General features: G+C 70.8%; 26 protein-coding genes, 1 pseudogene and 1 riboswitch. Of the genes and pseudogenes, 10 read left to right on the top strand and 17 right to left on the bottom strand.

The window, feature by feature from the left end:
* Window positions 1-63 precede the first annotated feature (63 nt).
* Window positions 64-1,029, bottom strand: coding sequence for an acetylxylan esterase (locus tag ACYVO6_RS18755; RefSeq protein ID WP_461062533.1), 966 nt, complete (start codon window positions 1,027-1,029; stop codon window positions 64-66).
* A 104-nt stretch (window positions 1,030-1,133) separates the two neighbouring features.
* A complete protein-coding gene (locus ACYVO6_RS18750; RefSeq protein ID WP_461062532.1) occupies window positions 1,134-1,718 on the bottom strand; it encodes an Rv1733c family protein in 585 nt (194 codons plus the stop codon).
* 275 nt (window positions 1,719-1,993) lie between these two features.
* Here ACYVO6_RS18750 and ACYVO6_RS18745 point away from each other — a divergent pair, with 275 nt between their 5' ends.
* Entirely contained in the window at window positions 1,994-2,872 is an 879-nt protein-coding gene (locus ACYVO6_RS18745; RefSeq protein ID WP_461062531.1) for a universal stress protein, read from the top strand.
* Window positions 2,873-2,901: 29 nt separating this feature from the next.
* On the opposite strand, the gene ACYVO6_RS18740 is transcribed toward ACYVO6_RS18745, so the two are convergent.
* Both ACYVO6_RS18740 and ACYVO6_RS18735 read right to left on the bottom strand, forming a co-directional pair.
* Window positions 2,902-3,657: a ferredoxin reductase gene (locus ACYVO6_RS18740; RefSeq protein WP_461062983.1), complete on the bottom strand. Its 756-nt coding sequence runs from the start codon at window positions 3,655-3,657 to the stop codon at window positions 2,902-2,904.
* A 25-nt stretch (window positions 3,658-3,682) separates the two neighbouring features.
* Window positions 3,683-4,288 carry a sulfite oxidase-like oxidoreductase gene (locus tag ACYVO6_RS18735; protein ID WP_461062530.1) on the bottom strand — a complete coding sequence of 202 codons (606 nt, stop codon included), beginning with the start codon at window positions 4,286-4,288 and terminating at the stop codon, window positions 3,683-3,685.
* 208 nt (window positions 4,289-4,496) lie between these two features.
* On the opposite strand from ACYVO6_RS18735, the gene ACYVO6_RS18730 reads away from it, so the two are divergent.
* From ACYVO6_RS18730 to ACYVO6_RS18715, 4 genes are all read left to right on the top strand, one after another.
* Window positions 4,497-5,417 (top strand): quinone oxidoreductase family protein, encoded by a 921-nt coding sequence (locus ACYVO6_RS18730; RefSeq protein WP_461062529.1) that lies wholly within the window; start codon window positions 4,497-4,499, stop codon window positions 5,415-5,417.
* Window positions 5,418-5,643: 226 nt separating this feature from the next.
* On the top strand, window positions 5,644-6,432 hold the full coding sequence (locus tag ACYVO6_RS18725; RefSeq protein ID WP_461062528.1) for a putative protein N(5)-glutamine methyltransferase: 789 nt from the start codon (window positions 5,644-5,646) through the stop codon (window positions 6,430-6,432).
* 93 nt (window positions 6,433-6,525) lie between these two features.
* Window positions 6,526-8,541: an oxidoreductase gene (locus ACYVO6_RS18720; protein ID WP_461062527.1), complete on the top strand. Its 2,016-nt coding sequence runs from the start codon at window positions 6,526-6,528 to the stop codon at window positions 8,539-8,541.
* Window positions 8,542-8,591: 50 nt separating this feature from the next.
* Window positions 8,592-9,161 carry a PadR family transcriptional regulator gene (locus tag ACYVO6_RS18715; protein WP_461062526.1) on the top strand — a complete coding sequence of 190 codons (570 nt, stop codon included), beginning with the start codon at window positions 8,592-8,594 and terminating at the stop codon, window positions 9,159-9,161.
* On the opposite strand, the gene ACYVO6_RS18710 is transcribed toward ACYVO6_RS18715, so the two are convergent.
* From ACYVO6_RS18710 to dhaK, 4 genes are all read right to left on the bottom strand, one after another.
* Window positions 9,162-9,731: a hypothetical protein gene (locus tag ACYVO6_RS18710; RefSeq protein WP_461062525.1), complete on the bottom strand. Its 570-nt coding sequence runs from the start codon at window positions 9,729-9,731 to the stop codon at window positions 9,162-9,164.
* Between the two features lie 263 nt (window positions 9,732-9,994).
* Window positions 9,995-10,405, bottom strand: coding sequence for a PTS-dependent dihydroxyacetone kinase phosphotransferase subunit DhaM (locus tag ACYVO6_RS18705; RefSeq protein ID WP_461062524.1), 411 nt, complete (start codon window positions 10,403-10,405; stop codon window positions 9,995-9,997).
* On the bottom strand, window positions 10,398-10,997 hold the full coding sequence (gene dhaL / locus ACYVO6_RS18700) for a dihydroxyacetone kinase subunit DhaL (RefSeq protein WP_461062981.1): 600 nt from the start codon (window positions 10,995-10,997) through the stop codon (window positions 10,398-10,400). Before dhaL ends, ACYVO6_RS18705 begins: the two co-directional genes overlap by 8 nt.
* Before the next feature lie 46 nt (window positions 10,998-11,043).
* On the bottom strand, window positions 11,044-12,036 hold the full coding sequence (dhaK, locus tag ACYVO6_RS18695; protein ID WP_461062523.1) for a dihydroxyacetone kinase subunit DhaK: 993 nt from the start codon (window positions 12,034-12,036) through the stop codon (window positions 11,044-11,046).
* A gap of 325 nt (window positions 12,037-12,361) precedes the next feature.
* Here dhaK and ACYVO6_RS18690 point away from each other — a divergent pair.
* Window positions 12,362-13,574, top strand: a pseudogene (locus ACYVO6_RS18690) (MFS transporter).
* Between the two features lie 82 nt (window positions 13,575-13,656).
* Complete coding sequence (locus tag ACYVO6_RS18685; protein ID WP_211270730.1) at window positions 13,657-14,028, top strand: ferredoxin; 372 nt, start codon at window positions 13,657-13,659, stop codon at window positions 14,026-14,028.
* Window positions 14,029-14,105: 77 nt separating this feature from the next.
* Here the strand turns inward: ACYVO6_RS18685 and ACYVO6_RS18680 are convergent, their stop codons facing one another.
* Complete coding sequence (locus ACYVO6_RS18680; RefSeq protein ID WP_461062522.1) at window positions 14,106-14,675, bottom strand: histidine phosphatase family protein; 570 nt, start codon at window positions 14,673-14,675, stop codon at window positions 14,106-14,108.
* Between the two features lie 110 nt (window positions 14,676-14,785).
* A riboswitch (cobalamin riboswitch) is annotated at window positions 14,786-14,946 on the top strand.
* Between the two features lie 36 nt (window positions 14,947-14,982).
* Here ACYVO6_RS18680 and ACYVO6_RS18675 point away from each other — a divergent pair.
* From ACYVO6_RS18675 to ACYVO6_RS18665, 3 genes are all read left to right on the top strand, one after another.
* Window positions 14,983-15,216, top strand: coding sequence for a CbtB domain-containing protein (locus ACYVO6_RS18675; protein ID WP_461062521.1), 234 nt, complete (start codon window positions 14,983-14,985; stop codon window positions 15,214-15,216).
* A 25-nt stretch (window positions 15,217-15,241) separates the two neighbouring features.
* Window positions 15,242-16,006 carry a CbtA family protein gene (locus ACYVO6_RS18670; RefSeq protein ID WP_461062520.1) on the top strand — a complete coding sequence of 255 codons (765 nt, stop codon included), beginning with the start codon at window positions 15,242-15,244 and terminating at the stop codon, window positions 16,004-16,006.
* A gap of 176 nt (window positions 16,007-16,182) precedes the next feature.
* On the top strand, window positions 16,183-17,361 hold the full coding sequence (locus ACYVO6_RS18665; protein ID WP_461062519.1) for an acyl-CoA dehydrogenase family protein: 1,179 nt from the start codon (window positions 16,183-16,185) through the stop codon (window positions 17,359-17,361).
* 5 nt (window positions 17,362-17,366) lie between these two features.
* On the opposite strand, the gene ACYVO6_RS18660 is transcribed toward ACYVO6_RS18665, so the two are convergent.
* The 8 genes from ACYVO6_RS18660 to ACYVO6_RS18625 form a co-directional block, all read right to left on the bottom strand.
* A complete protein-coding gene (locus ACYVO6_RS18660; RefSeq protein WP_461062518.1) occupies window positions 17,367-17,882 on the bottom strand; it encodes a flavin reductase family protein in 516 nt (171 codons plus the stop codon).
* Entirely contained in the window at window positions 17,879-18,379 is a 501-nt protein-coding gene (locus ACYVO6_RS18655) for an NAD(P)H-dependent oxidoreductase (protein WP_461062517.1), read from the bottom strand. The genes ACYVO6_RS18660 and ACYVO6_RS18655 overlap by 4 nt, the downstream gene beginning before the upstream one ends.
* Window positions 18,379-19,788: an MFS transporter gene (locus ACYVO6_RS18650; protein ID WP_461062516.1), complete on the bottom strand. Its 1,410-nt coding sequence runs from the start codon at window positions 19,786-19,788 to the stop codon at window positions 18,379-18,381. Before ACYVO6_RS18650 ends, ACYVO6_RS18655 begins: the two co-directional genes overlap by 1 nt.
* 1 nt (window position 19,789) lies before the next feature.
* Window positions 19,790-21,115 (bottom strand): NtaA/DmoA family FMN-dependent monooxygenase, encoded by a 1,326-nt coding sequence (locus tag ACYVO6_RS18645; protein ID WP_461062979.1) that lies wholly within the window; start codon window positions 21,113-21,115, stop codon window positions 19,790-19,792.
* Between the two features lie 5 nt (window positions 21,116-21,120).
* The gene (locus tag ACYVO6_RS18640; RefSeq protein ID WP_461062515.1) at window positions 21,121-21,780 is read right to left on the bottom strand and encodes a cysteine hydrolase family protein; all 660 of its coding nucleotides are present in this window, start codon (window positions 21,778-21,780) and stop codon (window positions 21,121-21,123) included.
* The gene (locus ACYVO6_RS18635; RefSeq protein WP_461062514.1) at window positions 21,780-22,841 is read right to left on the bottom strand and encodes an LLM class flavin-dependent oxidoreductase; all 1,062 of its coding nucleotides are present in this window, start codon (window positions 22,839-22,841) and stop codon (window positions 21,780-21,782) included. Before ACYVO6_RS18635 ends, ACYVO6_RS18640 begins: the two co-directional genes overlap by 1 nt.
* A 79-nt stretch (window positions 22,842-22,920) precedes the next feature.
* Complete coding sequence (locus tag ACYVO6_RS18630; RefSeq protein WP_461062513.1) at window positions 22,921-24,054, bottom strand: ABC transporter substrate-binding protein; 1,134 nt, start codon at window positions 24,052-24,054, stop codon at window positions 22,921-22,923.
* A gap of 123 nt (window positions 24,055-24,177) precedes the next feature.
* On the bottom strand, window positions 24,178-25,035 hold the full coding sequence (locus ACYVO6_RS18625; RefSeq protein WP_461062512.1) for an ABC transporter permease: 858 nt from the start codon (window positions 25,033-25,035) through the stop codon (window positions 24,178-24,180).
* Window positions 25,036-25,040: the final 5 nt, after the last annotated feature.

Below are 25,040 nucleotides of genomic sequence, written 5' to 3'. Positions count from 1 at the left end.
GCCGGGTCCTCGCCTTCCTCGGCGAGGACCCGGAACTCTGCGACCGCGACGGAACCGCTCCTTCTACAGGCGCTTCGGCAGCCACGCCAGCTGGGCCGCCTCCTGGTAAGGGCCGCCGCCCTCATGGTCGTTGAAGTCGTACACCTCGATCGTCTTGTCCTCGTGCGGCCAGGCGTTGAAGGCGGCGAACACCGTCGACGGCGGACAGATCTGGTCCTCCAGGGCCGCCGAGAACAGAGCGGGCGCCTGGCCGCGCGCCGCGAAGTGCACGCCGTCGAAGTAGGACAGCGTGCGCCGCACCTGCTCGGTACGGCCGCGGTACGTCTTGAGGTAGTTGCCGATCTCCCGGTACGGGTCGCGGTCCGTCAGCGTCGTTGCGCGCGGGAAGTCGCACAGGAACGGCACGTCCGGGGCTATCGCCGCCAGGTCCGGTACGAGACCAGCGACCGCGATCGTGATGCCGCCGCCCTGGCTGCCACCGACCGCCGCGATGCGCGAGGCGTCGATCAGCGGATGCGAGCGGGCCGCCTCCACGGCCCGTACCCCATCGGTGAACACCCGCCGGTAGTAGTAGCTTTCGGGATCCTCGATCCCCCGGGTCATGTAGCCGGGATACGCGGGCCCGCTGCCCACCGGGTCCGGTGTGTCACCGCCTCCCCAGGCACTGCCCTGACCCCGGGTGTCCATCACGAAGTGCGCGAAGCCCGCCGAGGCCCACAGCAGATGTGTGTGCGGAAGGCCGCGCCCGCCGCCGTACCCGACGAACTGGACGACCGCAGGCCGTGGCGTGTCCGCCCAGGCGGGCAGCGTCAGCCAGCCCTTCACCGGGTGACCGCCGAACCCGGCGAACGTGACGTCGTACACCTTCACGGTCTTGAGGTGCGTCTCGACCGGCTCGAAGAAGGCCTCCAGATCGTGCTCGCGGGCCTCCTGGAGTGTCTTGGCCCAGAAGGCGTCGAAGTCCTCGGGCTCGACGGACGCGCTGCGGTAGTTCCGGAGCTGGTCGAGGGGCAGGTCGAACAAGGCCATGGATGACCGCCTTTACGGGATCACGGGTCAGGGTGCGGATGATCACACCGTACGGGGGCTGTCGGCGGGCCACCAGACCCTTTTCGCGCACCTGTCGGGCCCGGTCATGCCCAGCGTCGGCCCCACTCCGGTCCCGTACGGGCCCACTCGCGTTCCCACTCGGCCATGCGCCGGTGGAGGGCGACCCGGCGTACGACGTAGTGCCCGGCCAGGACGACGGTCGCGGCGCCGCCTGTGGCGCAGCCTCCCACCGTGAGCGTCTGCTGCCAGATCGCCGTACTGTCCGCCGGGGCGGCGACGATGCGGCCCGTGTCGTCCAGCCATACATGGGTGTGGTCGCCGGGGCGGGTGCCTGCCGGGACCGGGGCCTCGCCCGTGCGCTCCCGCTCGCCGGACTCGGTCCAGCGCACGGCGACCCAGTAGGTGGGCTGCTTGCCGCCCGTGGCGGTGGGTATCGCGGTGGGCGCCTGCTCGGTGACCTCCGCGCGCACCCGATGGCGTTCGGCCCGTTGCTCCGCGGCCGCGTCCCGCGCCGCGTCGTACGCCTGCCAGCCCGTGACGAGCCCGGCCAGCGGAGCGCCGACGCACAGCAGGACGGCGACGACCAGGGCCGTCCACGCCTCCACCACGTCGCAGCGCCTGCGCAGCGGATTGGGCCGCCAACGCCAGCCGCGCACCCGCGTGCCCATGTCCACGCCTCCTCGTCGCTCGTGTCCGGCGGTCACCGTCCGGTCCCGGAGCGGCTGGTCACCGTCGTACGCCGCCCGAGTTCCCCGTCGGCGCCGAACGGACCCCGCGAGGTGCCATCTCGTGGCGGTCAGTGCCCACACCGCCGGATCCGCCCGCGCACGACTGATCCGCGCCCCGCGTGGAACCCGCGTTCCACCTGCAAGACGGCGCCGTCCTCCCGACAAGGAGGGCACGAGGAACGGCACGAAGAACGGCACGAGGAAAGGCACGAGCCATGAGCAGGAACACCCGGGCCATCACCGTCGGTATCGACGGTTCCCGCGCCAGCCTGGACGCCGCCGACTGGGCGGCCCGCGAGGCTCACCGCCGCCGCCTCGCGCTGCGCCTGCTGCAGGCCGGCGCCGGCTCCGCATCGCCTTCGGACGGGGGGCCGTCCCGCGTGACCCTCGACCGGGCCGCCGTCCAACTCGCGTACGCCCACCCGGCCCTGGACATCATGGCCCGCCGCACCGAAACCCCCGCGATCCCGGCGCTGCTCGCCGCCGCCGCGGAGTCGGAGGCGCTGGCTCTCGGCTCCCGCGGCTTCAGCGACTTCGCCGGTTTCCTGGTCGGCTCGGTCGCGCTCGCCGTCGCCTCCCGCGCCGAGCGCCCGGTGGTGCTGGTGCGCGCGGGCGAACTCCCCGAGGACGAACGCGTGCCCGTCGACGAGAGGACACCGCCCGCACAGGCCCCGTACCTGCCGGTGGTCCTCGGCCTGGACCTGGCGCGCCCGGCCGACGGCCTCATCGGCTACGCCTTCGACACGGCCGCCGTCCGCGCGGCATCCCTGCACGTCGTGCACGCCTGGACACTGCCCTCGCCGCCCGGCCACGCCGTCGGCGCGCGCACGCGGGACGACACGGCCGCGCAGGAGGATGCCAACCGCCGCTCCCTGGCGGTGATTCTGCAGCCGTGGCGGCACAAGTTCCCGGAGACGACCGTCCTGGAGGAGGTGGTGTACGGCCTCGCGGGACCCCATCTGCTGAAGGCGTCGGTCGGAGCCGGACTACTGGTCATCGGCCGCCGCGACACGGCCGGACCGGGCCTGGGCCGCGTGGCCCACTTCGTGATCCACCACTGCGCCTGCCCGGTCGCGGTGGTCCCGCACAGCTGAGGCCCCGCGGAGCACAGTCAGGAGCAGCGTCAGCCGAAGCGCTCGATCCGGATACGGTCCACCGGCTGCCCCGCGTCGACGAGGAGCCGCGAGGCATGCTCGGCGAACCCGTTGGACCCGCACACATAGGCCTCCCACCCGCCGTCCGGCCGGTCGGCCAGGAGTTCCGCCACATGCGCGGCCGACAGCCGGCCCACGGGCACGCCGGGCGGCGCGCTGCGCGTGAACACGGGCGTCGTCTCGGCGCCGTACTCCGACGCGTAGATCAACTCCTCGGGCCCGCGCGCCGAGACGAGCAGGCGCAGCGGTACGGACAGTCCGCGCGCCCGGTGGTGGCGGACCATCGACATCAGCGGTACGACACCGGAGCCCGCGCCGAGGAGCAGGGCGGGCCGGTCGCCGGTCCAGGCGAAGAAACCGCTGTTCGGGCCGCGGACTTCGACCTGGTCGCCCGGCTCGGCGACCGTGTGGAACCAGCCCGACACCTCGCCGCCCTCGACATGGTCCAGCGTGAGTTCGATGTGCCCCAAGTCGTCGGGCGGCGACGCGATCGAATAGTGCCGCTGGGCGGTGTAGCCGTCCTCCGCCGTGAGCCGCAGCACCAGGTGCTGGCCGGGCACATGGCCGCGCCAGCCGGGCACGGCGAACCGGAAGGTGGCCGCGCGCGGGGTCTCGCGGCGGATCCCGGTGAGTGTGGCGCGCTGCCAGGTGGTCGCCGTGTCGTTGTTCACGGCGATCCGGCCGGGCACGGCGAACAGGGTCGGGGGCGTGAACGTCCCGGTCACGTGAAGGTCTTCGGTCAGCGGAGTCTCAGTCACCGGAGTAGCGCTGCTCTTCCCAGGGGTTGCCGCGGTGGTGGTAGCCGTTCCGCTCCCAGAAGCCCGGCTCGTCGTGGTCGAGGAGCCTGAGGCCCGCGATCCACTTGGCGCTCTTCCAGAAGTACAGATGCGGCACGAGCAGCCGCGCCGGACCACCGTGTTCCGCGGGCAGCGGCTCGTCGCCGTACTCCCAGATGATCCAGGCGCGCCCGCCGGTCAGATCGGCCAGCGGGAGGTTCGTCGTGTACCCGGTGTGCGCGTACGCGACCGCGTGCGTCGCCTCAGGGGCCGGGCGTACGAGTTCCAGGAACGCGTCCACCGACACGCCTCCGAAGCGCACCCCGAACTTCGACCAGCTCGTCACGCAGTGGATGTCGCCCTCGTACGCCGACGCCGGCAGCGCGTGCGCCTCGTCCCAGGACCAGGTGCGCGGCTCGGCCACCAGCCCGTCGACGGTGAACGTCCAGTCCGCGGGCGCCAGTTCGGGCGTGACCTCGGCGGACAGGACCGGCCAGTCGTCGCCCGCGTCGTACTGACCGGGCGGCAGCCCGGAGTTGGGGACGCGCGGACGTCCGGTGAAGCCTCGGGTGACATGCATCGGGTAGGTGCCTCCAGGCCGTCGATACGCTGTCGGTTCGTCGTCGATACGCCCTCGGCACGTCGTCGGTACGGCGGCCCTTGATCGTCGCGTACGCGTTCCACGGTACCTGGCGCCTGCACGGGGAATGGTTCGGGGAATAGCCGCCCGGCGATCTTCCCTGCATGCTGAGCTGAGCAGCGAAGCCCGGTGGAGAAAGAGGAAGCAGATGCCCAAGGCGTACGTCTTCACGCGGTTCGGCGGTCCGGAGACCGAGGCCCTCGTCGACCAGGACCGGCCGAGCCCCGGTCCCGGCCAACTCCTCGTCGCCGTACGGGCGGCGGGCGTGAACCCCGTCGACTACAAGCAGCGCAACGGCTACGCCCGCCCGGGCCAGACGGCGCGCGAGCTGCCCGCGGTGTTCGGCAACGAGGCCGCCGGAGTGGTCGAGGAGATCGGCGACGGAGTCACCGGCTTCGCGGTGGGCGACGCGGTCTTCGGCAACCCGGTCGCCGGCGGCTACGCCGAGTACACCCTGCTGCCCGTCGCCGTGACCGCGCACAAGCCCGACGCGATCTCCTTCACGGACGCGGCGGCCCTGCCGGTCGCGGGAGCGACGGCGTACGACGGCATCCGTCAGCTCGACCTGCCGGCCGGTTCGACCCTGCTGATCACGGGCGCCGGCGGTGGCGTGGGCGTGGCGGCCACCCAGATCGCGCGCACCTTCGGGGTGAAGGTCATCGGCACGGCCGGCGCGGGCAAGAAGGACTTCGTCGAGTCGCTCGGCGCCGTGCATGTCCCCTCGGGCCCGGACTTCGTGGCCGAAGTACGGGCCGCCGCCCCGGACGGCGTGGACGCGGTCTACGACCTGATCGGCGGCGAGGTCCTCGAAGCCGCGGCCGAACTCCTCACCGACCGCACGAAGTTGATCACCGCGGGCGGCAAGGACATCGTGGGCCGCCTCGGCGGCGCCCCCGTCGCCCGGGCCCGCAACGCCGCGATCCTCGACGAGGTCGCCCACCTCGTGGCCGACGGCAAGCTGGACCCCTTCGTGACGCAGACCTTCCCCCTGACCCGCGCCGCGGAGGCACTGCGGCTGGTGGAGGACGGCCACGCCCGCGGAAAGATCGTCATCGAGGTCAGCGGCTGAGCACTCCGTGGGGAACGGCCGGGGCCACGGGACGCTCCGGCCTCGTGGCGGCAGCCGGGGTCCGTGTAATGTTGCCGTCCGGCTGCGGACCGCCCCAGCCGTGCAGGGACCGAGGAGGTGAGCCCCATTACCGCTGTGTCAGCTCGGGTGCTCTCGCCTCAGGGGTTCACCGCCGCCAGGTGACAGGGAGAGCTCCCTTCGGGTTCCCGAAAGGCTCTCGGCTTCCATGCCCTTCTCCTCCGTCCCTTCCGTTTCGTACGCCGCTGTCGTCGCCGCGCTCCGCTCCGCGGGCTGTGTCTTCGCCGAGGACGAGGCGCGACTGATCCTCTCCACCGCCCGCACCCCGGCCGAACTCACCGTCATGGTGGACCGCCGCTCCGCGGGCCTGCCCCTCGAACACGTCCTGGGCTGGGCCGAGTTCTGCGGTCTGCGCATCGCCGTCGAGCCGGGTGTCTTCGTGCCACGCCGACGTACCGAGTTCCTGGTCCAGCAGGCCGTCGCGTCGGCACCCGAAACCCCCGTCGTCGTGGACCTCTGCTGCGGCTCGGGCGCGGTGGGCGCCGCCCTCGCCGCCGCCCTCCCCGGCGCCGAGCTGCACGCCGCCGACATCGACCCGGCAGCGGTGCGCTGCGCCCGCCGGAACGTCGGCGCACGCGGCCATGTCTACGAGGGCGACCTCTTCGAGCCGCTGCCGCGCACCCTCCGCGGCCGTGTCGACGTCCTGGCCGCCAATGTGCCGTACGTCCCCACCGAAGAGGTCGGTCTCCTGCCCCCGGAGGCCCGCGACCACGAACCCCTCGTGGCGCTCGACGGAGGAGGGGACGGGCTCGACATCCTGCGCCGGGTGACCGCCGAGGCCCCGCAATGGCTGGCCCCCGGCGGCTTCCTCCTGGTCGAGACGAGCGAACGCCAGGCGCCCACGGCAGTCGCGACCTTCGCGGACGGCGGGCTGTTCCCGCGCCTGGCCGTGTCCGAGAAGTTGTACAGCACGGTCGTCATCGGAACGAGGCCCTAGTCACATCGGCCCCTCCATCATTGTGCAACTAGTTGCATAAAGCTCGGGACCTCGTCTACAACAGACGTGACGACACCGCGCACGGAGGGGCCCATGAGCCGTTACCCGCACCTGCTGACCCCGCTCGACCTGGGCTTCACCACCCTGCCCAACCGCGTGCTCATGGGCTCCATGCACGTGGGCCTGGAGGAGGCGGAGCGCGGCTTCGAGCGCATGGCGGAGTTCTACGCGGCCCGGGCCCGCGGGGGAGTGGGGCTCATCGTCACGGGCGGCATCGCGCCCAACGAGGCGGGACGGCCGTACGAGGGCGGCGCCAAGCTCACGACCGGGGCGGAGGCCGAGCAGCACACCGTCATCACCGAGGCCGTGCACCGCGAGGGCGGCAGGATCGCGATGCAGATCCTGCACTTCGGGAGGTACGCCTACCACCAGGACCTCGTCGCGCCCAGCGCCCTCCAGGCCCCGATCAGCCCCCATGTCCCGCACGCGCTCACCGACGACGAGGTCGAGCGGACGATCGACGACTACGCACGGGCCGCGCGCCTGGCCCGGCAGGCGGGCTACGACGGCGTCGAGATCATGGGCTCCGAGGGCTATCTCATCAACGAGTTCATCGCCACGCAGACCAATCACCGCGAGGACCGCTGGGGCGGCTCGTACGAGAACCGCATGCGCTTCCCCGTCGAGATCGTCCGCCGCGTACGCGAGGCGGTCGGCGAGGACTTCGTCATCATCTACCGGCTGTCGATGCTGGACCTGGTGCCCGGCGGATCGACGCTGGACGAGGTGATCACGCTCGCCAAGGCTGTCGAGGCCGCCGGAGCGACGATCATCAACACCGGTATCGGCTGGCACGAGGCGCGGATCCCCACCATCGCGACCTCGGTGCCGCGGGGCGCGTACGCCTGGGTGACCAAGAAGGTCATGGGCGCCGTCGCGATCCCGCTGGTGACGACCAACCGCATCAACACCCCTGAACTCGCCGAGCAGTTGCTCGCCGACGGCTACGCCGACATGGTGTCCCTGGCCCGCCCGATGCTCGCCGACCCCGACTTCGTCAACAAGGCCCGGGACGGGCGCCCCGACGCCATCAACACCTGCATCGGCTGCAACCAGGCCTGCCTCGACCACACCTTCAGCGGCAAGATCACCTCTTGTCTGGTCAACCCGCGTGCCTGCCACGAGACCGAGCTGGTCCTCGCACCGACCCGGCGGCGCAAGCGCGTCGCCGTCGTCGGGGCGGGCCCCGCCGGACTCGCCTGCGCCGTCTCCGCTGCCGAATGCGGCCATGACGTCACGCTCTACGACGCGGAGAGGGAGATCGGCGGCCAACTGAACGTGGCCCGCAGGGTCCCCGGCAAGCAGGAGTTCGACGAGACGCTGCGCTACTTCCGTACGCAGCTCCAACTGCGGGGAGTGGAGGTGCGGTTGGGCACATACGCAACGGCGGACGACCTCGCCGACTACGACGAGACAGTGATCGCCACCGGCGTCAGCCCGCGTACCCCCGACATCCCCGGCGTCGACCACCCGAGCGTCGTCGGCTACCTCGACGTGCTGCGCGACGGTGCCCTGGTCGGCGACCGTGTCGCGATCCTCGGTGCCGGCGGCATCGGCTTCGACGTCGCCGAGTATCTGACCGACAGCGGCGACAAGGCGAGTGAGGACCCGGCCACGTACTTCCGGCAGTGGGGCGTCGACATGGACCACCGGACGCCCGGCGGCCTCGCGGCGCCCGAGCGGCCCGCCCCGCCGCGCTCCGTGCACCTCCTGCAGCGCAAGCCGTCCAAGGTCGGTGCCGGGCTCGGCAAGACCACCGGCTGGATCCACCGCACGGAGCTCAGGCACCGCGGGGTCACCATGATCCCCGGAGTCCGGTACGACCGGATCGACGACGAAGGCCTGCATGTCACCGTCGGCGGGCAGAGCACCGTCCTGCCGGTCGACACGATCGTGCTCTGCACCGGGCAGGAGCCGCGCCGCGACCTGTACGACGAGCTGCGCACCGCCGGTCGCAGCGTCCACCTCATCGGCGGCGCGGACGTGGCCGCCGAACTGGACGCGAAGCGCGCGATCAAGCAGGGCACGGAGCTGGCGGCGGCGCTGTAGCCCAGGGAGCAGCATGGGTCGGCTTTCGGCGGCGTACTTAGGATGAGTTCATGTCACTCCCGCACGCCATCCTCACCGCCCTCCTCGAGAAGCCGTCGTCGGGCCTTGAGCTGACCAGGCGTTTCGACAGGTCGATCGGCTACTTCTGGTCGGCGTCGCATCAGCAGATCTATCGCGAGCTGGGAAAACTGGAGGCCGTCGGCTACATCCGGGCCCTCCCCGCCGAGCAGCCGGCCCGCGGGCAGAAGAAGAGCTACGAAGTCCTGCCCGCGGGCCGCGCCGAACTCACCCGCTGGACCGCCGCCTCCCAGGACCCCAAGCCCCTGCGCGACCCGCTGCTGCTGCGCCTGCGGGCCGCGGCCGTGGTCGGCACCGCGGGCATCGAGGCGGATCTGCGCCGCCATCTCGACCTGCACCGGCGGCAGTTGGCGGAGTACGAGGAGATCCAGCAGCGGGACTTCCCGCCCGGCAGACAGGCGCCCCAGGACCGGCTCCAGCACCTCATCCTGCGCGCAGGGATCGACCTGGAGACCTTCTGGACCCACTGGCTGACGCATGCGCTTCAGGAGTTCGGGCGACTGCCCGCGGAGGACTCGGCTTCCCGGGAGTCAACGGTGTGATCAGAGCCGGTTGGGCTTGGAGCGGCGGCGCAGGACCCAGGCCGTGGCCCCGACGCCCGTCGCCACCAGGACCCCGCCCACCGCGTAGGTGACGGTGCTGTAGTCCTCGGTGGAGCCGCCCGCACCGCCCATGACCCCGCGCGTCGGCGAGGGCGAGGGGGTGCGCGTGGGCGAGGGCGATCGTGGTGGGGAGGTCGTCACGGAGATCGTGGGGCTCGAGCCCGTGGACACGGTGACGGACTGGGTGCCCGCCGTCGTGCCGTTCGCGCAGACCACGATGACGGTGTACGTGCCCGAGCTGACGCCCGACCAGGAGGCGCTCTGGCTGCCCGCGCTCCTGGTCAGCGGCACTTGGCGGCCCTGGGCGAAGTTGGCCTGGCCGCTGGAGAGCAGCGAGGCGTCGCCGCCGGTGGGGCACGCGGTGGTGTTCACCTGGACCGTGGACCCACTGGAGGTCACCGTGATCTGCGTGTTCACAGCGGCAGCGGGCCCAGCGGTGAGGGCCAGCGGCAGCGCGGCGGTGGCCGCCACGGTCAGACCGGCGCGGACGAACATCTGAGTAGTACGCATTGACTGCCCTCCGGCGGCACGGTTGGCGGGACATCCCATGCGCCGCCGAGGGTTGGGAAACGCCCGTGCTGCCCTGGGACGAGCCAACGTGCCCTGCACCGCGCCCGCACGCGGGCCGAGCCCGATCAGGTGACGATTCCTCCGTACGGCGCGCCATGGCGTGTCGCCGGGCTGGCGGCCCGATCCATCCGCATGCCTCCGCCACCACCCGGCCGCCCCCCCGTGGTCACCATCGCCCGACCGTGGCCTGGGCCGTGGCCGTGTCACACCTTTCGGTACGTGTACGCCTCCGCAGCCGCCGCTTCCACCGCCGCGAGGTCCGCTCCGGACGAGGCGGTGACGACCGCGGCCACCGCGCCCTCGACGAAGGGGGCGTCCACGAGGCGGGTGTGGGCGGGGAGTTCGTCGCCTTCGGCGAGGAGGGTCTTCACGGTGAGGACCGCGCTGCCGAGGTCGGTCAGTACCGCGACACCGGCGCCGCGGTCCACGGAGGCGGCCGCGGCGGAGATCAGCTCGGCGCTGGTGCCGAGGCCGCCGCCCTCGACCCCGCCCGCCGGAGCCACCGGCGCGGTCGTGCCGCCGCCTGCGAGCCCTACCGCCAGCTCGGCGACCGAGGCGGCCACCGCGGCGCTGTGCGACACGAGCACGATCCCCACCAGCTTCTCGTCACTCACCGGCCGCCTCCTCGAGGGCCGCGATCAGCAGGGCGGAGGAGGTGGCGCCCGGATCCTGGTGCCCGATGCTCCGCTCGCCCAGATAACTCGCCCTGCCCTTGCGGGCCTGCAAGGGCGTGGTGGCGAGGGCGCCCTCCTCGGCGGCGGCCCGCGCCGCCGCGAAGGACTCGCGGAGCGCGTCGACCGCGGGCACCAGCGCGTCGATCATGGTCTTGTCGCCGGGCGCCGCCCCGCCGAGCTGCATCACCGCGTCCACGCCGGTGCGCAACGCCTCCGTGAGCTGCTCCTCGCTGACCTCGGCCGCGTCCCCGAGCGCCTTCCCGGTACGGCGCAGCAGCGTGCCGTACAACGGACCCGACGCACCGCCCACCGTCGAGATCAACTGGCGTCCGGCGAGCATCAGGACGGCGCCCGGCGTGTCAGGAGCCTCCTTCTCCAGCGTGGCCGTCACGGCCGTGAAACCGCGCTGCAGATTGCTGCCGTGGTCGGCGTCGCCGATCGGCGAGTCGAGGGCGGTGAGCCGCTCCGTCTCGCGGTCGACGGACACGGCGGTCGCCGTCATCCAACGGCGGAAGAAGTCGGCGTCGAGCACAGGATCTCCTCGCATGGTGCTTGTCTGGTAAAGGAGTTGGCCGGTCTCACATGCCCCAGCGCAGGCCCGCCGTTCGCACCGGAGCGTCCCACAGCCGCAGCAGTTCCTCGTCGACCTGGCACAGCGTCACCGAGGCTCCTGCCATGTCGAGCGAGGTGATGTAGTTCCCGACAAGCGTGCGTGCCACGGCGACGCCACGCTCGGTCAGCACGCGCTGCACCTCCGCATTGAAGCCGTACAACTCCAGAAGCGGCGTCGCACCCATGCCGTTGACCAGGACCAGCACCGGGTTCCTGGGGTCGAGGTCCTCCAGGATCGCGTTCACCGAGAAGTCGGCGATCTCCCGCGACGTCATCATCGCGCGCCGCTCCCGGCCGGGCTCGCCGTGGATGCCGACGCCCAACTCCAGCTCGCCGGGCGGGAGATCGAAGGTGGGGCTGCCCTTGGCCGGAGTCGTGCAGGCGCTCAGCGCGACGCCGAAGCTGCGGGAGCTCTCGTTGACCTGACGGGCCAGTGCCTCGACCCGCTCCAGCGGCTGGCCCTCATGGGCGGCGGCGCCCGCGATCTTCTCCACGAACAGCGTCGCGCCGGTGCCGCGCCGCCCCGCCGTGTAGAGGCTGTCGGTCACCGCCACGTCGTCGTTGACGAGCACCTTCGCCACCTGGATGCCCTCGTCCTCGGCGAGCTCCGCGGCCATGTCGAAGTTGAGTACGTCCCCGGTGTAGTTCTTCACGATGAACAGCACCCCGGCCCCGCTGTCCACGGCGGCAGCCGCCCGCACCATCTGGTCCGGCACCGGACTGGTGAACACCTCGCCCGGACAGGCCGCCGACAGCATCCCCGGACCCACGAAACCGCCGTGCAACGGCTCGTGCCCCGAACCACCACCGGAGACGAGCCCCACCTGCCCGGCCACCGGAGCGTCCCGCCGTACGATCACCCGGTTCTCGACATCCACGGTCAGCTCGGGATGCGCGGCAGCCATGCCCCGCAGCGCGTCCGCGACAACCGTCTCCGCGACGTTGATGAGCATCTTCATGGGTACCTCCGAGTGAGATCAGCAACTGAGCATCCGACCTGTGTCCTACCCGGTCGGAGTGGTTGAGCGAGGTCTTCGATCTTGGCGGTCCGTGGGATCGGCGGTCCCAGCAGCTCACTCTCGGAAGTATCGGCGCTGAGGGAGCGATGGTCACGTGTACCGACGTTCTTGGGTGTGTGGCGGTCGCCGACGTGAACGGGGTCGCCCATGTGAACGGCCAAGCCACGTACGGGCGTTGGTGAGCGTCGCGATGGCATAGTGAGGCCTTGGAGGCGGGAGTTGCCGCACGCTGCGGCTCGTCGGGTGCGCGATCGGAGAGGGACGGATGCCGGCTGGACTGATTGCGCTGGCAGTCGGCGGTTTCGGCATCGGTCTGACCGAGTTCCTGATCGCGGGACTGCTGCCGCAGGTGGCGTCGAGTTTCTCGGTGTCCGAGGCGGCTGCGGGTCGGCTGATCTCCGGGTACGCGTTGAGTGTCGCGGTCGGCGCGATCGCGCTGACGGCGGCGACGGCGCGGCTGCCCCGTAAGCAGGTCCTGGTCGGCCTGGTGGCGTTGTTCGTCATCGGCAACCTGCTGTCCGCGATCGCGCCGAACTATGCGGTGATGCTGCTCGGGCGGATCGTCGCGGCGTTGTGCCACGGTTCGTTCTTCGGGATCGGATCGCTGGTCGCGCAGTCTGGTCTCGCCGGAGAAGAAGTCCCGCGCGGTGGCCGTCATGTTCGCCGGACTGACGGTGGCGAATGTACTGGGCGTGCCGTTCGGAGCGCTGGTCGGTGAACGCTGGGGCTGGCGAGCGGCCTTCTGGGCGATCACCGGAATCGGCCTGCTCGCGCTGGCGGGCGTCGCCGCCTTCGTCCCCGCCCGGGTGGGAGAGACGCGGACGCCGACGGCGGTGGGCCACGCGGACCCGATGCCCTCCGAACCCTCCGACGGCTTGCGGGCCCAGGTCCGTGCGTTCCGCTCCTGGCAGGTGTGGCTGACCCTGGCGGCCACCGCGCTCAGCTACGGCGGGATGTTCGGCGCGTTCAGCTACATCGCCTACACGTTCACTGAGGTCGGGGGCTTTCGTTCCTCGGATGTCGCCTGGCTGCTGATGGTGTACGGAGTCGGCCTGGTCGTCGGGAACGTGATCGGCGGGCGGGCCGCCGACCGCGACCGTGACCGCGCCCTGGTCCTCGCCCTGCTCGGACTCACCATCACCCTGGCCATGTTCGGGCTGTTGGCGGGCAGCGCCACGGCGTCGGTGATCCTGGTGTTCCTGATGGGGGTGTTCGGGTTCGCCAGCGTGCCCGGCATGATCACCCGCGTCACCGACTTCGCCCACGGAGCGGCACTGGCCGCCAGCGCCAACGTCTCCGCGTCCAACATCGGCAACGCCCTCGGCGCCTGGCTCGGAGGCCTGGCCATCAGCGCGGGCCTCGGCTACACCGCACCGCTCTACGTCGGCGCCGGTATCGCCCTGACCTCCGTCATCGTCATGGCCGTCGCCGTGAACCTGGTCAGGCAACCGGCCACACGGGAGACCGCCGGCCGCTGAACCGCCCGCCCGCATGTGACGCCACCGGCCACCGTGTGACGTCACCGGGTTTGGCGTGACGGCGTCCGGCTACCCGTACAGCGTGTCAGCGACAGATCAGCAGGAACTCGTCCGTTTCCTCGAGGACCGGTTCGCCTGTGCGCAGGCGTGTACCGAGTGCGCGCGGGTGTGTGCGCTGCGCGCGAGTCTCGCCGATCTCGACGGTCCCGAAGATCAGCAGGAGTTGCGGCGCAAGAGCATCATGTGCGCGGAGGTCTGCGACGCGACCTGCCGCGTGCTGGCCGAACAGACCTGGCAGGACGAGGCGGCGACGCGTGCCCAGGTCGAGTGGTGCCGCGGCGTTTGCCTGGAGACCGCGCACGTCTTCGACCGGAACCCCGGCGCCGAGGAGGGCGCGCTGGCATGCCGGGACTGTGCGCGCGCCTGCACGGAGTTCCTCGCCCTGCTGAGGTGACGGGCCTGCTGGGGTGACGGTCCTGCCGGGATGTCGGCCGCCCTGAGGTGGCGAGCAGCCGCCCAAGCCTCAGCCCGTCAGTCCCCGAGCACCCGACCCACCCGTACGTTCCAGCGTCCGGCCCGCCCGCTGAGCTCCGTCGCGGTCAGCGGTGGTACGTCGATCCGCCAGAACGCCGGCTCGGGAGCACTGAGCGCCCGTACCACCACGGCCCGTACGATCTCCGGCTCCACGACGGCGAGGGTCCGGCCCGAGAACTGCCCTGCCGAATCGAGCCACTTGGCGACCCGGTCGCACAACTCGCGTACGGACTCGCCGCCGTGCGGGGCGCAGGACGGATCCGCCAGCCAGCGCGCGACCGCCTCCGGCTCCTCGGCGCTCACCTGGGCCAGGCTCGCGCCGCGCCAGCGGCCCACGTCCAGTCCCGCCAACTCGGGCTCGTCCGCGGCGTCGAGACCGAGCGCGCCGGCCGTCTCGCGGCAGCGCACGCCGGGGGAGACCAGGGCCTGGTCCGGAGCGGGCAGCGAACCCGCGGCCGCCTCCGCGAGCCGCAGCCCGGCGGCGTCGAGGGGGCATCCGTCGTCGAAACGCGCCTCCCGCAACGCGGCACTGATCGCTGGTGAGATCAACATCACTCGGCTGGTCATCGGCCCACTTTCACGCTCAACACCTGATCAACCCCCTTGCCCATACCGGGAATTGGCGCGTGACCAGGGCAACGGCGCACTCTCCGGCACCCCGTGCGCCCTTGGCCGCCTCCCCGCTTCGCGGTACGGTCACGTCGATATTGACGACGGTTCGACGGAAGCCGGTGAGAATCCGGCACGGTCGCGCCACTGTAAGCCCGTAGCGACCGCCTCCCACCAGGGGCGGTGCAGTCCGGGCAAGTCAGACCCGTGGCCGTCGTCCTGTGCACCACCGAGATGGGACGCGAGTTCCCCAGGAGGTTCTGCCATGGCCCAGTCCGTCGCTCAGCCGACCGTGACCAACCCCGCCGCACCGGCCGCCGTGCCGGCCAAGCTGCCGATCGGCGCGATCGTCCCCTGGGCGGTCTTCTTCGGCATCCTGATGCTGGTCCTGCTCTACTTCGTCGGCGCCGAGCAGGGCGCCACCTCCGTGGTCTCCGGTGAAGGCGTGCACGAGTGGGTGCACGACGCCCGCCACCTCCTCGGCTTCCCCTGCCACTGACGGCGACGAGGAAGCGTACGAGCACATGGACTCAGCAACCGTCAGAAACCTCCTGGTGCGCGGCATGCTCGCGGGACTCGCCGCGGGTCTGCTCGCCCTGGTCGTCGCCTACTTCCTCGGCGAACCACGCGTCGACGAGGCCATCGCCTTCGAGGAGGCCCACGCCCACGAGCACGGCGGCGAGGAACTCGTCAGCCGCACCATGCAGTCCACCGCCGGCCTGAGCACCGGCGTCCTCATCTACGGCGTCGCGTTCGGTGGCATCGCCGCCCTCGCGTACTGCTTCGCACTCGGCAGGATCGGTCGCTTCGGACCGCGCGCGAGCGCGCTGATGCTGTCGACCGCGGGCCTGCTCGCGGTCTACGTCGTCCCGTTCCTCAAGTACCCCGCCAACCCACCCGCCGTCGGCAACCCCGACACCCTCAACCAGCGGACCACGCTGTACTTCCTGATGGTCGTACTCAGCGTGCTGCTGACCGTCGGCACGGTGATCCTCGGCAAGCGCCTCGCACCACGCCTGGGCAACTGGAACGCCACCCTCTCCGCGGGAGCCTTCTTCATCCTCGTCGTCGGCCTGGCCTACGCGCTCCTGCCGTCCTTCAACGACGTCCCGGAAGGCTTCCCCGGCACCCTGCTGTGGCAGTACCGGCTGGCCGCCCTCGCCATCCAGGTGACCTTGTGGACCGCGTACGGCCTGGTCTTCGGGTACCTCGCGGAGCGCGTGCTGGCTCCGCGTACGGCTGCCGCCCAGCGGGGGAGCGCCACACAGGCAACTCCCGTACCACACTGAGCAGTTGAGCCAAGAGATGGGCCCCCGGACAACCGGGGGCCTTTCCTTGCGCCACCCACGTGTCACCCACTCCTGCGTGTTCCCAATTTCTGCAACACGTTCTACGGTGTGCGCCGTCAGGACCGGGCGGCCGGAGCAGCAGGCCAGTGGGAGCCCCGTGGGAGCCAGGAGGCGCCGTGCATCTCGAATACACGCCGGAGCAGCAGGAGTTGCGCACCGAACTGCGCGCCTACTTCACCGAGTTGGTGCCGGAGAACGTCCACGCCCGGTACGCAGACCCGGCGGCGCAGAAGCGGTTCTACCGCGAGACCATCCGCCGGCTCGGCTCCGACGGCTGGCTCGGGGTGGGCTGGCCGGAGGAGTACGGCGGGCGCGGGCTGAGCCCGATGGAGCAGTTCATCTTCTTCGACGAGGCCGCCCAGGCTGGCGTACCCCTGCCGCTGATGGCGCTGAACACGGTCGGGCCGACGATCATGCAGTTCGGCACCGAGGAGCAGAAGGCGTACTTCCTGCCGAAGATCCTCTCCGGCGAGATCGACTTCGCGATCGGCTACAGCGAGCCCGACGCGGGCACGGACCTGGCCGCGCTCAAGACCAGGGCCGTACGGGACGGTGACGAGTACATCGTCAACGGCCAGAAGATCTGGACGACCAACGGCGACACCGCCGACTGGGTGTGGCTGGCCGTCCGTACCGACCCCGACGCCCCACCGCACAAGGGCATCACCATGCTCCTCGTGCCGACCTCCGACCCCGGCTACTCCTGCACCCTCATCAACACCCTCGCCTCGCACGACACCACCGCGAGCTATTACGAGAACATCCGCGTCCCCGTCTCCCGCCGCGTCGGCGAGGAGAACAAGGGCTGGCGGCTGATCACCAACCAGCTCAACCACGAGCGCGTCACACTCGCCGCGCACGGCACCATGGCCATCCGCGCCCTGCACGACGTACAGCGCTGGGCGATGGAGACCAAGCTCGCCGACGGCCGCCGCGTCGTCGACCTCCCCTGGGTACGCCGCCGCCTCGCCCAGACCCACACCAAGCTCGACGCGATGAAGCTCCTCAACTGGCAGATGGTGAACGCCGTCCAGGAGGGCACCCTCACCCCGCAGGACGCCTCCGCCGTGAAGGTGTACGGCTCCGAGGCGCGCCGGGACGCGTACGCCTGGCTCATGGAGATCGTCGCGGCGGCGGGCGTCCTCAAGGAGGGCTCGGCGGGCGCGGTGCTCCACGGCGAGCTGGAGCGCGGCTACCGCTCGGCCGTGATCTTCACCTTCGGCGGCGGGAACAACGAGATCCAGCGCGAGATCATCTCGTGGATCGGTCTGGGGATGCCGCGGGTACGGCGTTAGCCCTGTCAGCTGCCCAGCATCTTGAGGGTCTGGCGGTGCCAGACAAGCGGATTGCGGTCGTCGTCGGACATCATGGCGAGCACGCGCAGCACGATGATGTCGTGATCGCCGGCCGGATAGCTGTGCTCGACGGTGCACTCCAGCCAGACCGGCGCGCCTTCGAGGAACATCGCGCCGGATGCCGCTTCCACCGTGCCGAGGCCGGCGAAACGGCCCGCCTTGCTGCGGGAGGCGAGTTGCCGGGCCTTGTCGCTGTGGCCCTCGCCCAGGACGGAGATCCCGATCGTCTGCGCGCGAGACAGCACCGGCCAGGTCGTCGAGCTGTGCTGGGCGGCGAAGGAGACCATGGGCGGGTTGTAGGAGACACCGACGGCGAACGACGAAACGATCATGACCGTCGGGTCGCCGTTGATGCGCGCCGAGAGCGCTGCGACTCCTGAGGGGAATCCGGAGAATGCCCTCTTCATCTCGTCGGGATCCGAGGTGAAGCCTTCCATTGCCGTCCCTTCCACGGCCGTCATCGTGCGGTCCTCGTCTTCGCGGCGTCGAGCACGATCCGACTCCACCGCTCGGCCCAGCGGGCGAGTGAGTCATCCGTCGTGTAGGTGGAGTCGAGCTGGTAGAGACCCTGCGCGGGGCAGGTCGCACCGAGTTCGACGAGCACTGGTTTGAGGGTGAGTTCGGGGGCGAGTGCGTGCGCGGGGCCCGCACCGAGCATGAGGGGCAGTGCCACCTGGCCCGCGAGGCCGGTCGCCGTGGGGAACTGGTCGAGGAAGACCTTGAGCAGGCCCGTGTACGTGCCCTTGTAGGTGGGCGATGCCGCGATCACGATGTCGGCGGACCGCACCCGCTCGACGGTCGCGGTGACGTCCGGGTCGCCCCAGCCGAGCAGGCCGACCCCGAGTTCGACGACTTCCACGACCTCGCAGTCGAGCCCGAGGGCCGCGGCGAGGCGTTCGGCGGCATCGCGGGTGCGCGAGCCGGCCTTGGGGTTTCCGACGACGGCGACAGCCTTCATCAGGTGACTCCTGTGGGTAGTTGGGGCGCGGCGGCGGACGCCGCGGGAGATCCGGCCCCGGGACGGTCGACTCGGAGGAACACGGACGCCAGGACGCAGAGCAGTCCGACGGCGGCGAGTCCGCCGAGGGTGGCCGCGTAGCCGAATCCGGCCAGTAGAACGGCACAGGCCGCGCTGCCGAGCACGGCACCGAGTTGCTTCATGGCGTTGAACGTGCCGGACGCCGCCCCGACCTCGTCCGGAGCGACCGCGGTCACCGCCGCGATCGAGAGGGGCGACCAGACGAACGAGTTGGCCACTCCGTACACCGCGAAGGCGGCGGTCAGCACGGAGATCGGCGCGTCCGTCGCGACGAGCACCGCCGATGCCCCGATGGACAGGACGAGCGCGAGGGAGCCGATGACGGCGACCGCACGGGGCCCGATGCCGTTGTTCAGCCGGGCTGAGACGGGCGCTCCGAGCAGGCACAGCACGCCCATCGGTACGAGGGTGAGGGCCGCCGCGCCGGGATCGAGCCCGCGCTCCTGCTGGAGATAGAGCATCAGGGGGATCATGGCCGAGCCGGCGCTGAAGGCCGCCGCGGCGGCAGCCCAGGACGCGGTGACGAACCCGCGGCTCTGCAGCAACGCGATCGGCACCAACGCCCGCTGTCCGTCCAGGCGTTGCAGCCATACGACGCCCACGACGACCAGCACGCCTACGGCGGCGAGCAGCCACCGGGGGACGTCCAGCACGTACGCGCTCGCGGCGTCCGTGCCCTGGATGCCGAGGACGAGGGCGCCGACGCCGGTCGCGTTCGCGCAGATCGCCCACACCGGGATGCCGGCCTTCTGGCGGGGGAGGGCGGGTACGAACGCGGCCACGGCGACCATCGCGGCGATGCCGACCGGGACGTTGACCCAGAACACTGCGGGCCAGCCGCCGGCGGCGACGAGCAGGCCGCCGGCCAGCGGCCCGACGGCCACCGCGGCTCCACCGACCGCGCCCCAGGTGCCGAGCGCGACGGCGAGGCGCGGCGGCTGGAACAGCGCCTTGATGATGGTGAGGCATTGCGGTGTCATCAGCGCGGCACCGATGCCCTGGACCACCCGCCATGCGATGAGTGCCGTGATGGTGGGAGCCAGCGCACACAGCAGCGACCCGAGGGTGAAGGCCGCGAGTCCGACGAGGTGGACGCGCCGGTGGCCGTAGCGGTCGCCCAGCCGTCCGGCGACGATCAGGGGCACGGCGTAGGCGATGAGGTAGCCGCTGTTGACCCAGATCGCGAGGGTCTCGGTGGTGTGCAGCCCGGCGATCAGCGCGGGCAGCGCGACCGAGGTGATCGTGCTGTCCAGCAGGAGCATGAAGAACCCCGCGCACAGGCTGCCGAGGGCGAGCCATTGGCGTCGCTCGCTCGTCCCTGCGGTCATCTCACACCGCCAGGTTCTCGCGCAGCGTGGCGCCGGGGTAGGCAGGGGCGAGCGCGCCGCGGCGGCGCAGCTCCGGCTGCAGCAGCTCGCTGATCTCGGCGAAGCCCGAGGGCATGGCCAGCGGGCTGGAGAACATGTAGCCGCCGCGCGATCCGGTCGCGGCGAAGTTCTCCTCCAGGGCGTCGGCGACGGTGGCGGGGTCGCCGACGATGCTGTGGTCGAGCCCCGTCGCCCTGCCGCGGCCGTGCGCGAAGAACTCGCTCCGGCTCATCGTGTGGTCCTCGCCGAACTCGGCGATGAGCGAGCCGAGGAGACCCGCCGGACTCGCGTTGGCCGCCACGATCTCGTCGCGCAGCTCGGCCAGGCGGAACGACTCCGGCAGCGTCGAGAGGTCGTAGCCGGCGTTGTGCGACAGGTAGGTGGCGACGGCCTCCTCGTTCCAGAACTCGTGCACCGCGTCGCGGCGTGCCCGCGCTTCGGCCGTCGTGCGGCCGACGATGACCTGCGTGGCCCAGAGGATGCCCACCTCGGCCGGGTCGCGCCCCTCGGCGAGGAGCGCCTCGTCGAGCAGTTTGCGGTGGCGGTGCTGGGCCATGAGGTTGCCGCCGAAACCGAAGACGAGATCGGCGAGCCGTGCCGACGCGGCAATGCCCCGGGGCGAGTTGCCCGCCTGGACGATGAGCGGGTGGTGCTGCGGACTGGGTACCGACGCGAGTGGGCCCTTGACGGTGAAGAAGCGCCCTTGGTGATCGATCGGGCGCACCTTCGAGGGGTCGGCGAACCGGCCCGTGTCCCGGTCGCGCACGATGGCGTCGGGCGCCACCGAGTCCCACAGCGCGCGACAGACCGCGACGAACTCCTCCATCCGCTCGTAGCGGAGGTCGTGGTCCATCAGCTCCGCGAACCCGTAGTTCGCCGCGTCCGCGCCGCGCGTCGAGGCGACCACGTTGAAGGCGATGCGCCCGCCCGTCACATGGTCGAGCGAGTTCAGCAGCCGGGCGACGTAGAAGGGATGCATGAACGTCGACGAGTACGTCAGACCGAAGCCGATCTTCTCGGTCACGGTGGACATGGCCGCGATGACCGGCGACATGTCGTGACGCGGCCATTGGATGCCCCATTCCACGGCCGGTTCGATGCTCCCGCGCCAGGTGCTGGGTATGCCGCTTCCGTCGCCGAAGAACAGCATGCCGACGCCGGCCCGCTCGGCCGTCCGCGCGAGTTCCATGTACATGCGTACGTCGGGGAAGTCCTGCCCGACCCACGAGCCCTGCCGGGCCCACGCCCCCTCGGTGTGGGTGAAGGAGAGGTCGAAGCCGATGTGCATGCCGTTCACCGCACGCCCTTCTTCCACAGTTCGACGACCTCGTCGGTGTCGCTGAGTACGGCCACGTTGAGTCCCAGCTGGACCAGGGCCGCGGCGTTGATGTCGAGGTCGTAGGCGGCCGTCGCGTCCCGGGGAACGACGACGGGCCAGTCCAGTTGCACGGCGTCCTGGGCGGTCGCGTCGACGCAGCACTCGCTCGTCAGGCCCACGACGGTGAGCCAGTCGCAGCCGGCCGTGTGGAGCCGCGCGTCGAGATCGGTACCGAGGAAGCCGCTGTACCCGCGCTTGACCACGCGCGGTTCGCCCTCTGCGGGCCGCACGCGGTACCACTCGGCCCCGGGCGTACCGAGGACACACGGCTCGGCCGGGCTCATGGGTGCGTCGTAGTCGCCTCCGCGCAGCCAGTTGCTCGACCGCCACGGCCGAGCGGGATCACTGCCCAACTCGACCCAGAGGACCGGTACTTCGGCCGCCCGCGCGGCGTCGACGAGACCGCCGATGCGGGTGACCGCCTGATCGAGCGCCGACAGCGCTGCATCCGTCAGGCCGTATTCGGCAAGGCAGTCGGGGTCGGCGAAGTCCCGTTGTACGTCGACCACGACGAGCGCGGGCCTGCTGCCGGGCCGGGTGAGGTGGGTGAGTTGTCTCTTCCGCAGGTCGGACATCAGGCCGCCACCTCGTCGCGCTCGCGCAGGGCGGGCAGTACGGTCTCGCCGAACAGCAGCATGTCCTCGTCGTACTCCGGGAAGATCAGCATGAGCCCGTCGAGGTCGGCCTCGCGCACGATGTACTCGATGTGATCGGTGACCGTCCGCGCCGATCCCGCGACGTACGGGGTCTGGAACGCGGCCTCACCGCCCGCGCCCTCGGCCCACGCGCGAGCCTGGTCCTCGGGCACGCCCCAGGTCCGGCGCATATGGGTGAGAGCCTCGCGGTCGAGGCCCGCGCCCCACTCCTTCACCTTCTTGGCTGCCAGCTCGTCGGTCTCGTCCTGGACGACGGTGAGCATCGAGTAGGTCTTGCATACCCGGCCGCCCGCCTTCGCCCGCTGGTGGACGTCCGCCGAGAGCTTCCGCATCTCGTCGAGGCTTTCGGCGGCGAGGAAGGCGCCGTCGGCGTACGTGGCCTGGAAGCGGCGAGCCTCCTCCGACCGGCCTGCGTTGATGATGGTCGGGCGGGTGGCCGGATGCGGGCGGGACTCGCAGTCGACGAGGTCGAAGTACGGCGTGTGCATGGTGACGGAGTCCTCGGTCCACAGCCGGGTGACCGCCTCCGTCCACAGCTCCGTCATCTCGTAGCGGTCCGCGTGGCTGAGCTGGGGGTCCCACTCCCCGAACTGCTCGAACTCTCCCACGTAGGAGCCGTTGACGATGTTCATGCCGGCGCGGCCGCCGGAGATGTCCTGGAGGGTGGTGAACATCTTCGCCGCGATGGCGGGGTTGTGGACGTTGGCGTGCAGGGTCGCCCAGATCTTGACCCGGCTGGTCGCCTCGGCGAGCGCCGCCATCATCGTCATCGATTCCAGCGAGCGGCCCCAGTGGTCGGTGCTGCCGCCGAAGCCGCGCCACTTGGCCATCGACATGATGAAGTCGAGGCCGATGGTCTCCGCGTGCAGGGCCGCGCGCTTGTTCCACGCGTAGGTCGCCTCGGGGTGTGGAGCGGTCGTGGACAGCATCCATCCGCCGTTCCCGATGGGGAGGAAGATTCCGTACTCTTTCGCGGACACGTTGGTGGGCCTTTCCGTGAGATTTCTGCTGCCGCGTGGGGAGGCCGGGAGCCGTGCGGGCTGTCCCGGCACGATGCGGCTACGGGGCGGGCCAGACAAGCTTGTCGGCGGTGTGGATGTTCGTCACGGGGGAGGTGTCGAACCATCCCTCGGCCTGGGCGGCGGTCACGCTGTCGGGCACGATCTTGAACTGGTGCAGCATGTCGACGAGCCCCGCGACGTTCTTGGGGTCGATGGCGCCGAACGGCTGTCCGGACGTCGGGTTGTCCTTGGCGATCTGTGTCTCGGTCTTCCAGATGGTCGCGTTCAGTTTCTTGTCGTACGTCGGTCCGGACAGCTCGGCCGCGTATCCGACGCACTCGGCGATGTGTTTGTCGTCGGCCGAGCAGTAGTCGTAGGCGTGCAGCGCGGCGCGCAGGATGTCCTCGACGGTGTGCGGGTTCGCCTTGGCGAACTTCGGGTTCACCGCCATCGCGCCGAGCGAGCTCGGGACGCCGTAGTCGACCGGCTTCCACACGGTGACGTCGTCGCCGACCGCCTTGAGCTGGTTGGGCTCGTTCGAGACGAATCCTGTGAGCGCTTCGAGGCCGCCCTGCCTGCGCGGCAGTACGGAGGGGTCGTACCCCTGCTTGACCAGCTTGAGTGAGTCCCAGTCGACTCCGGCCTTGACCATCATCGCCCTGACGCCGGCGGGTACGAAGCCCTTGTGGCCGACGACCTTGCCGTCGAGCTGGGTCAGGTCGGTGATGTCCTTGTTCGTCATCAGGATCTCGAGGCCGGCGTCCGAGTACGAGGAGATGCCCGTGATGTCGATCCCGTTGGCCCGGGCCTGGATGACGTCCTGCTGGGAGACGGGACTCACGGTCGCCTGGCCGCTGGCGAGCAGCTTGGTGTTCTGAGCCGTGTCGCCGGTGCCGGGCTTGAGGTCGACGTCGAGGCAGAGGTCCTTGAAGTAGCCGAGCTTGTCGGCGGCGATGTACTCGAGGATCGACACCGACGACTGGTACTGGTAGCCCGACAGGTAGGTGATCTTGCCGGCGGCCTTGTTCTCGGCGCAGCGGTCGGCGGAGATCGCGGAACCTTCCGAGCCTGTCGAGGTGCTGTCTTCGGAGTCCGAGCCGCATCCCGCGAGGCCGGCCGTCAGCGTGACGGCGGCGAGGGAGGCGAGTCCGGATCTGATGAGGCGGTACTGCTTGGGCGACAGGGATGACATGGGTGACTCCAAACTGGCGATGGGTGCCGGGGAAGGGGGTGGATGAGGGCATGGGTCGCCGAGCGCCCCGCCCTCGCGGGCCACGGGTGGAGCGATGTGAGGGTAAGTCGGTGTGAGGGCGCGTCAGTTGTGCGCGCTGTCGTGCCAATGGAGCACGCGGCGCTCGACCAGCGTCACGACGAGCAGCAGCAGTACGCCCATGACCGCGAGGACGAGGATCGAGGCGTATACGACCGGCAGCTGGTTCATCGACGAGGCCACGCTGATCGCGGTGCCGAGGCCGCGGGTCGATCCTGACGCAGACATCTCGGCCACCACGGCGCCGACGATCGACAGCGGGAAGACGATGCGCAGCGCGGCGAACACGTACGGCAGCGCGTTGGGGATGCGCACGTGCCGCAGTAGCTCGAAGCGACTGGCGTCCATCGTCTGGTACACCTGCAGCACCTGCTGCGGCACGGACCGCAGACCGGCCGCGGTGTTGATGAGGATCGGGAAGAAGCAGATCAGACCGGCGATGACGAGCTTGGGCAGCGGGCCGAAGCCGAAGGCCACGACCAGCGCCGGTGCGATCGCCACGAGCGGGGTGACGTTGAGGACGACGGCGATCGGCATGACCGCCCGGCGCACCAGGGGGAGTTCACTGGTCAGCACCGCGAGGACGAACGCGGCGACGAACCCCATCGCGAGGCCGGCCACCGCCTCGCCCAGGGTGACCAGGGCGTTGTCGACGTAATAGCCGAACTGCGTGGCGAGCGAGCTGCCGATGTCCGGCAGCGGCGGCAGCAGGTACGGCAGTTCCTCGGCTCCCCACTGCCAGAGGGCGGCGAGGATCGCCAGCATCACGAGGAGGGGCGACCAGACGGACGGGCGGATCCACGCGATCCGGGACCTCGGGTGGCTGAGGCTGAAGCGCGACGGTTCGACGGGCGGCTCCGTCTCGGTCGCCGGGGCGGCGGTGCGTTCGTCGGCTACGGTCATGTCCT

It is taken from the genome of Streptomyces pseudoechinosporeus, from assembly GCF_054783935.1.
Note: the sequence above shows the minus strand (reverse complement) of the source record. Positions and strands in the feature narration are given on the sequence as shown.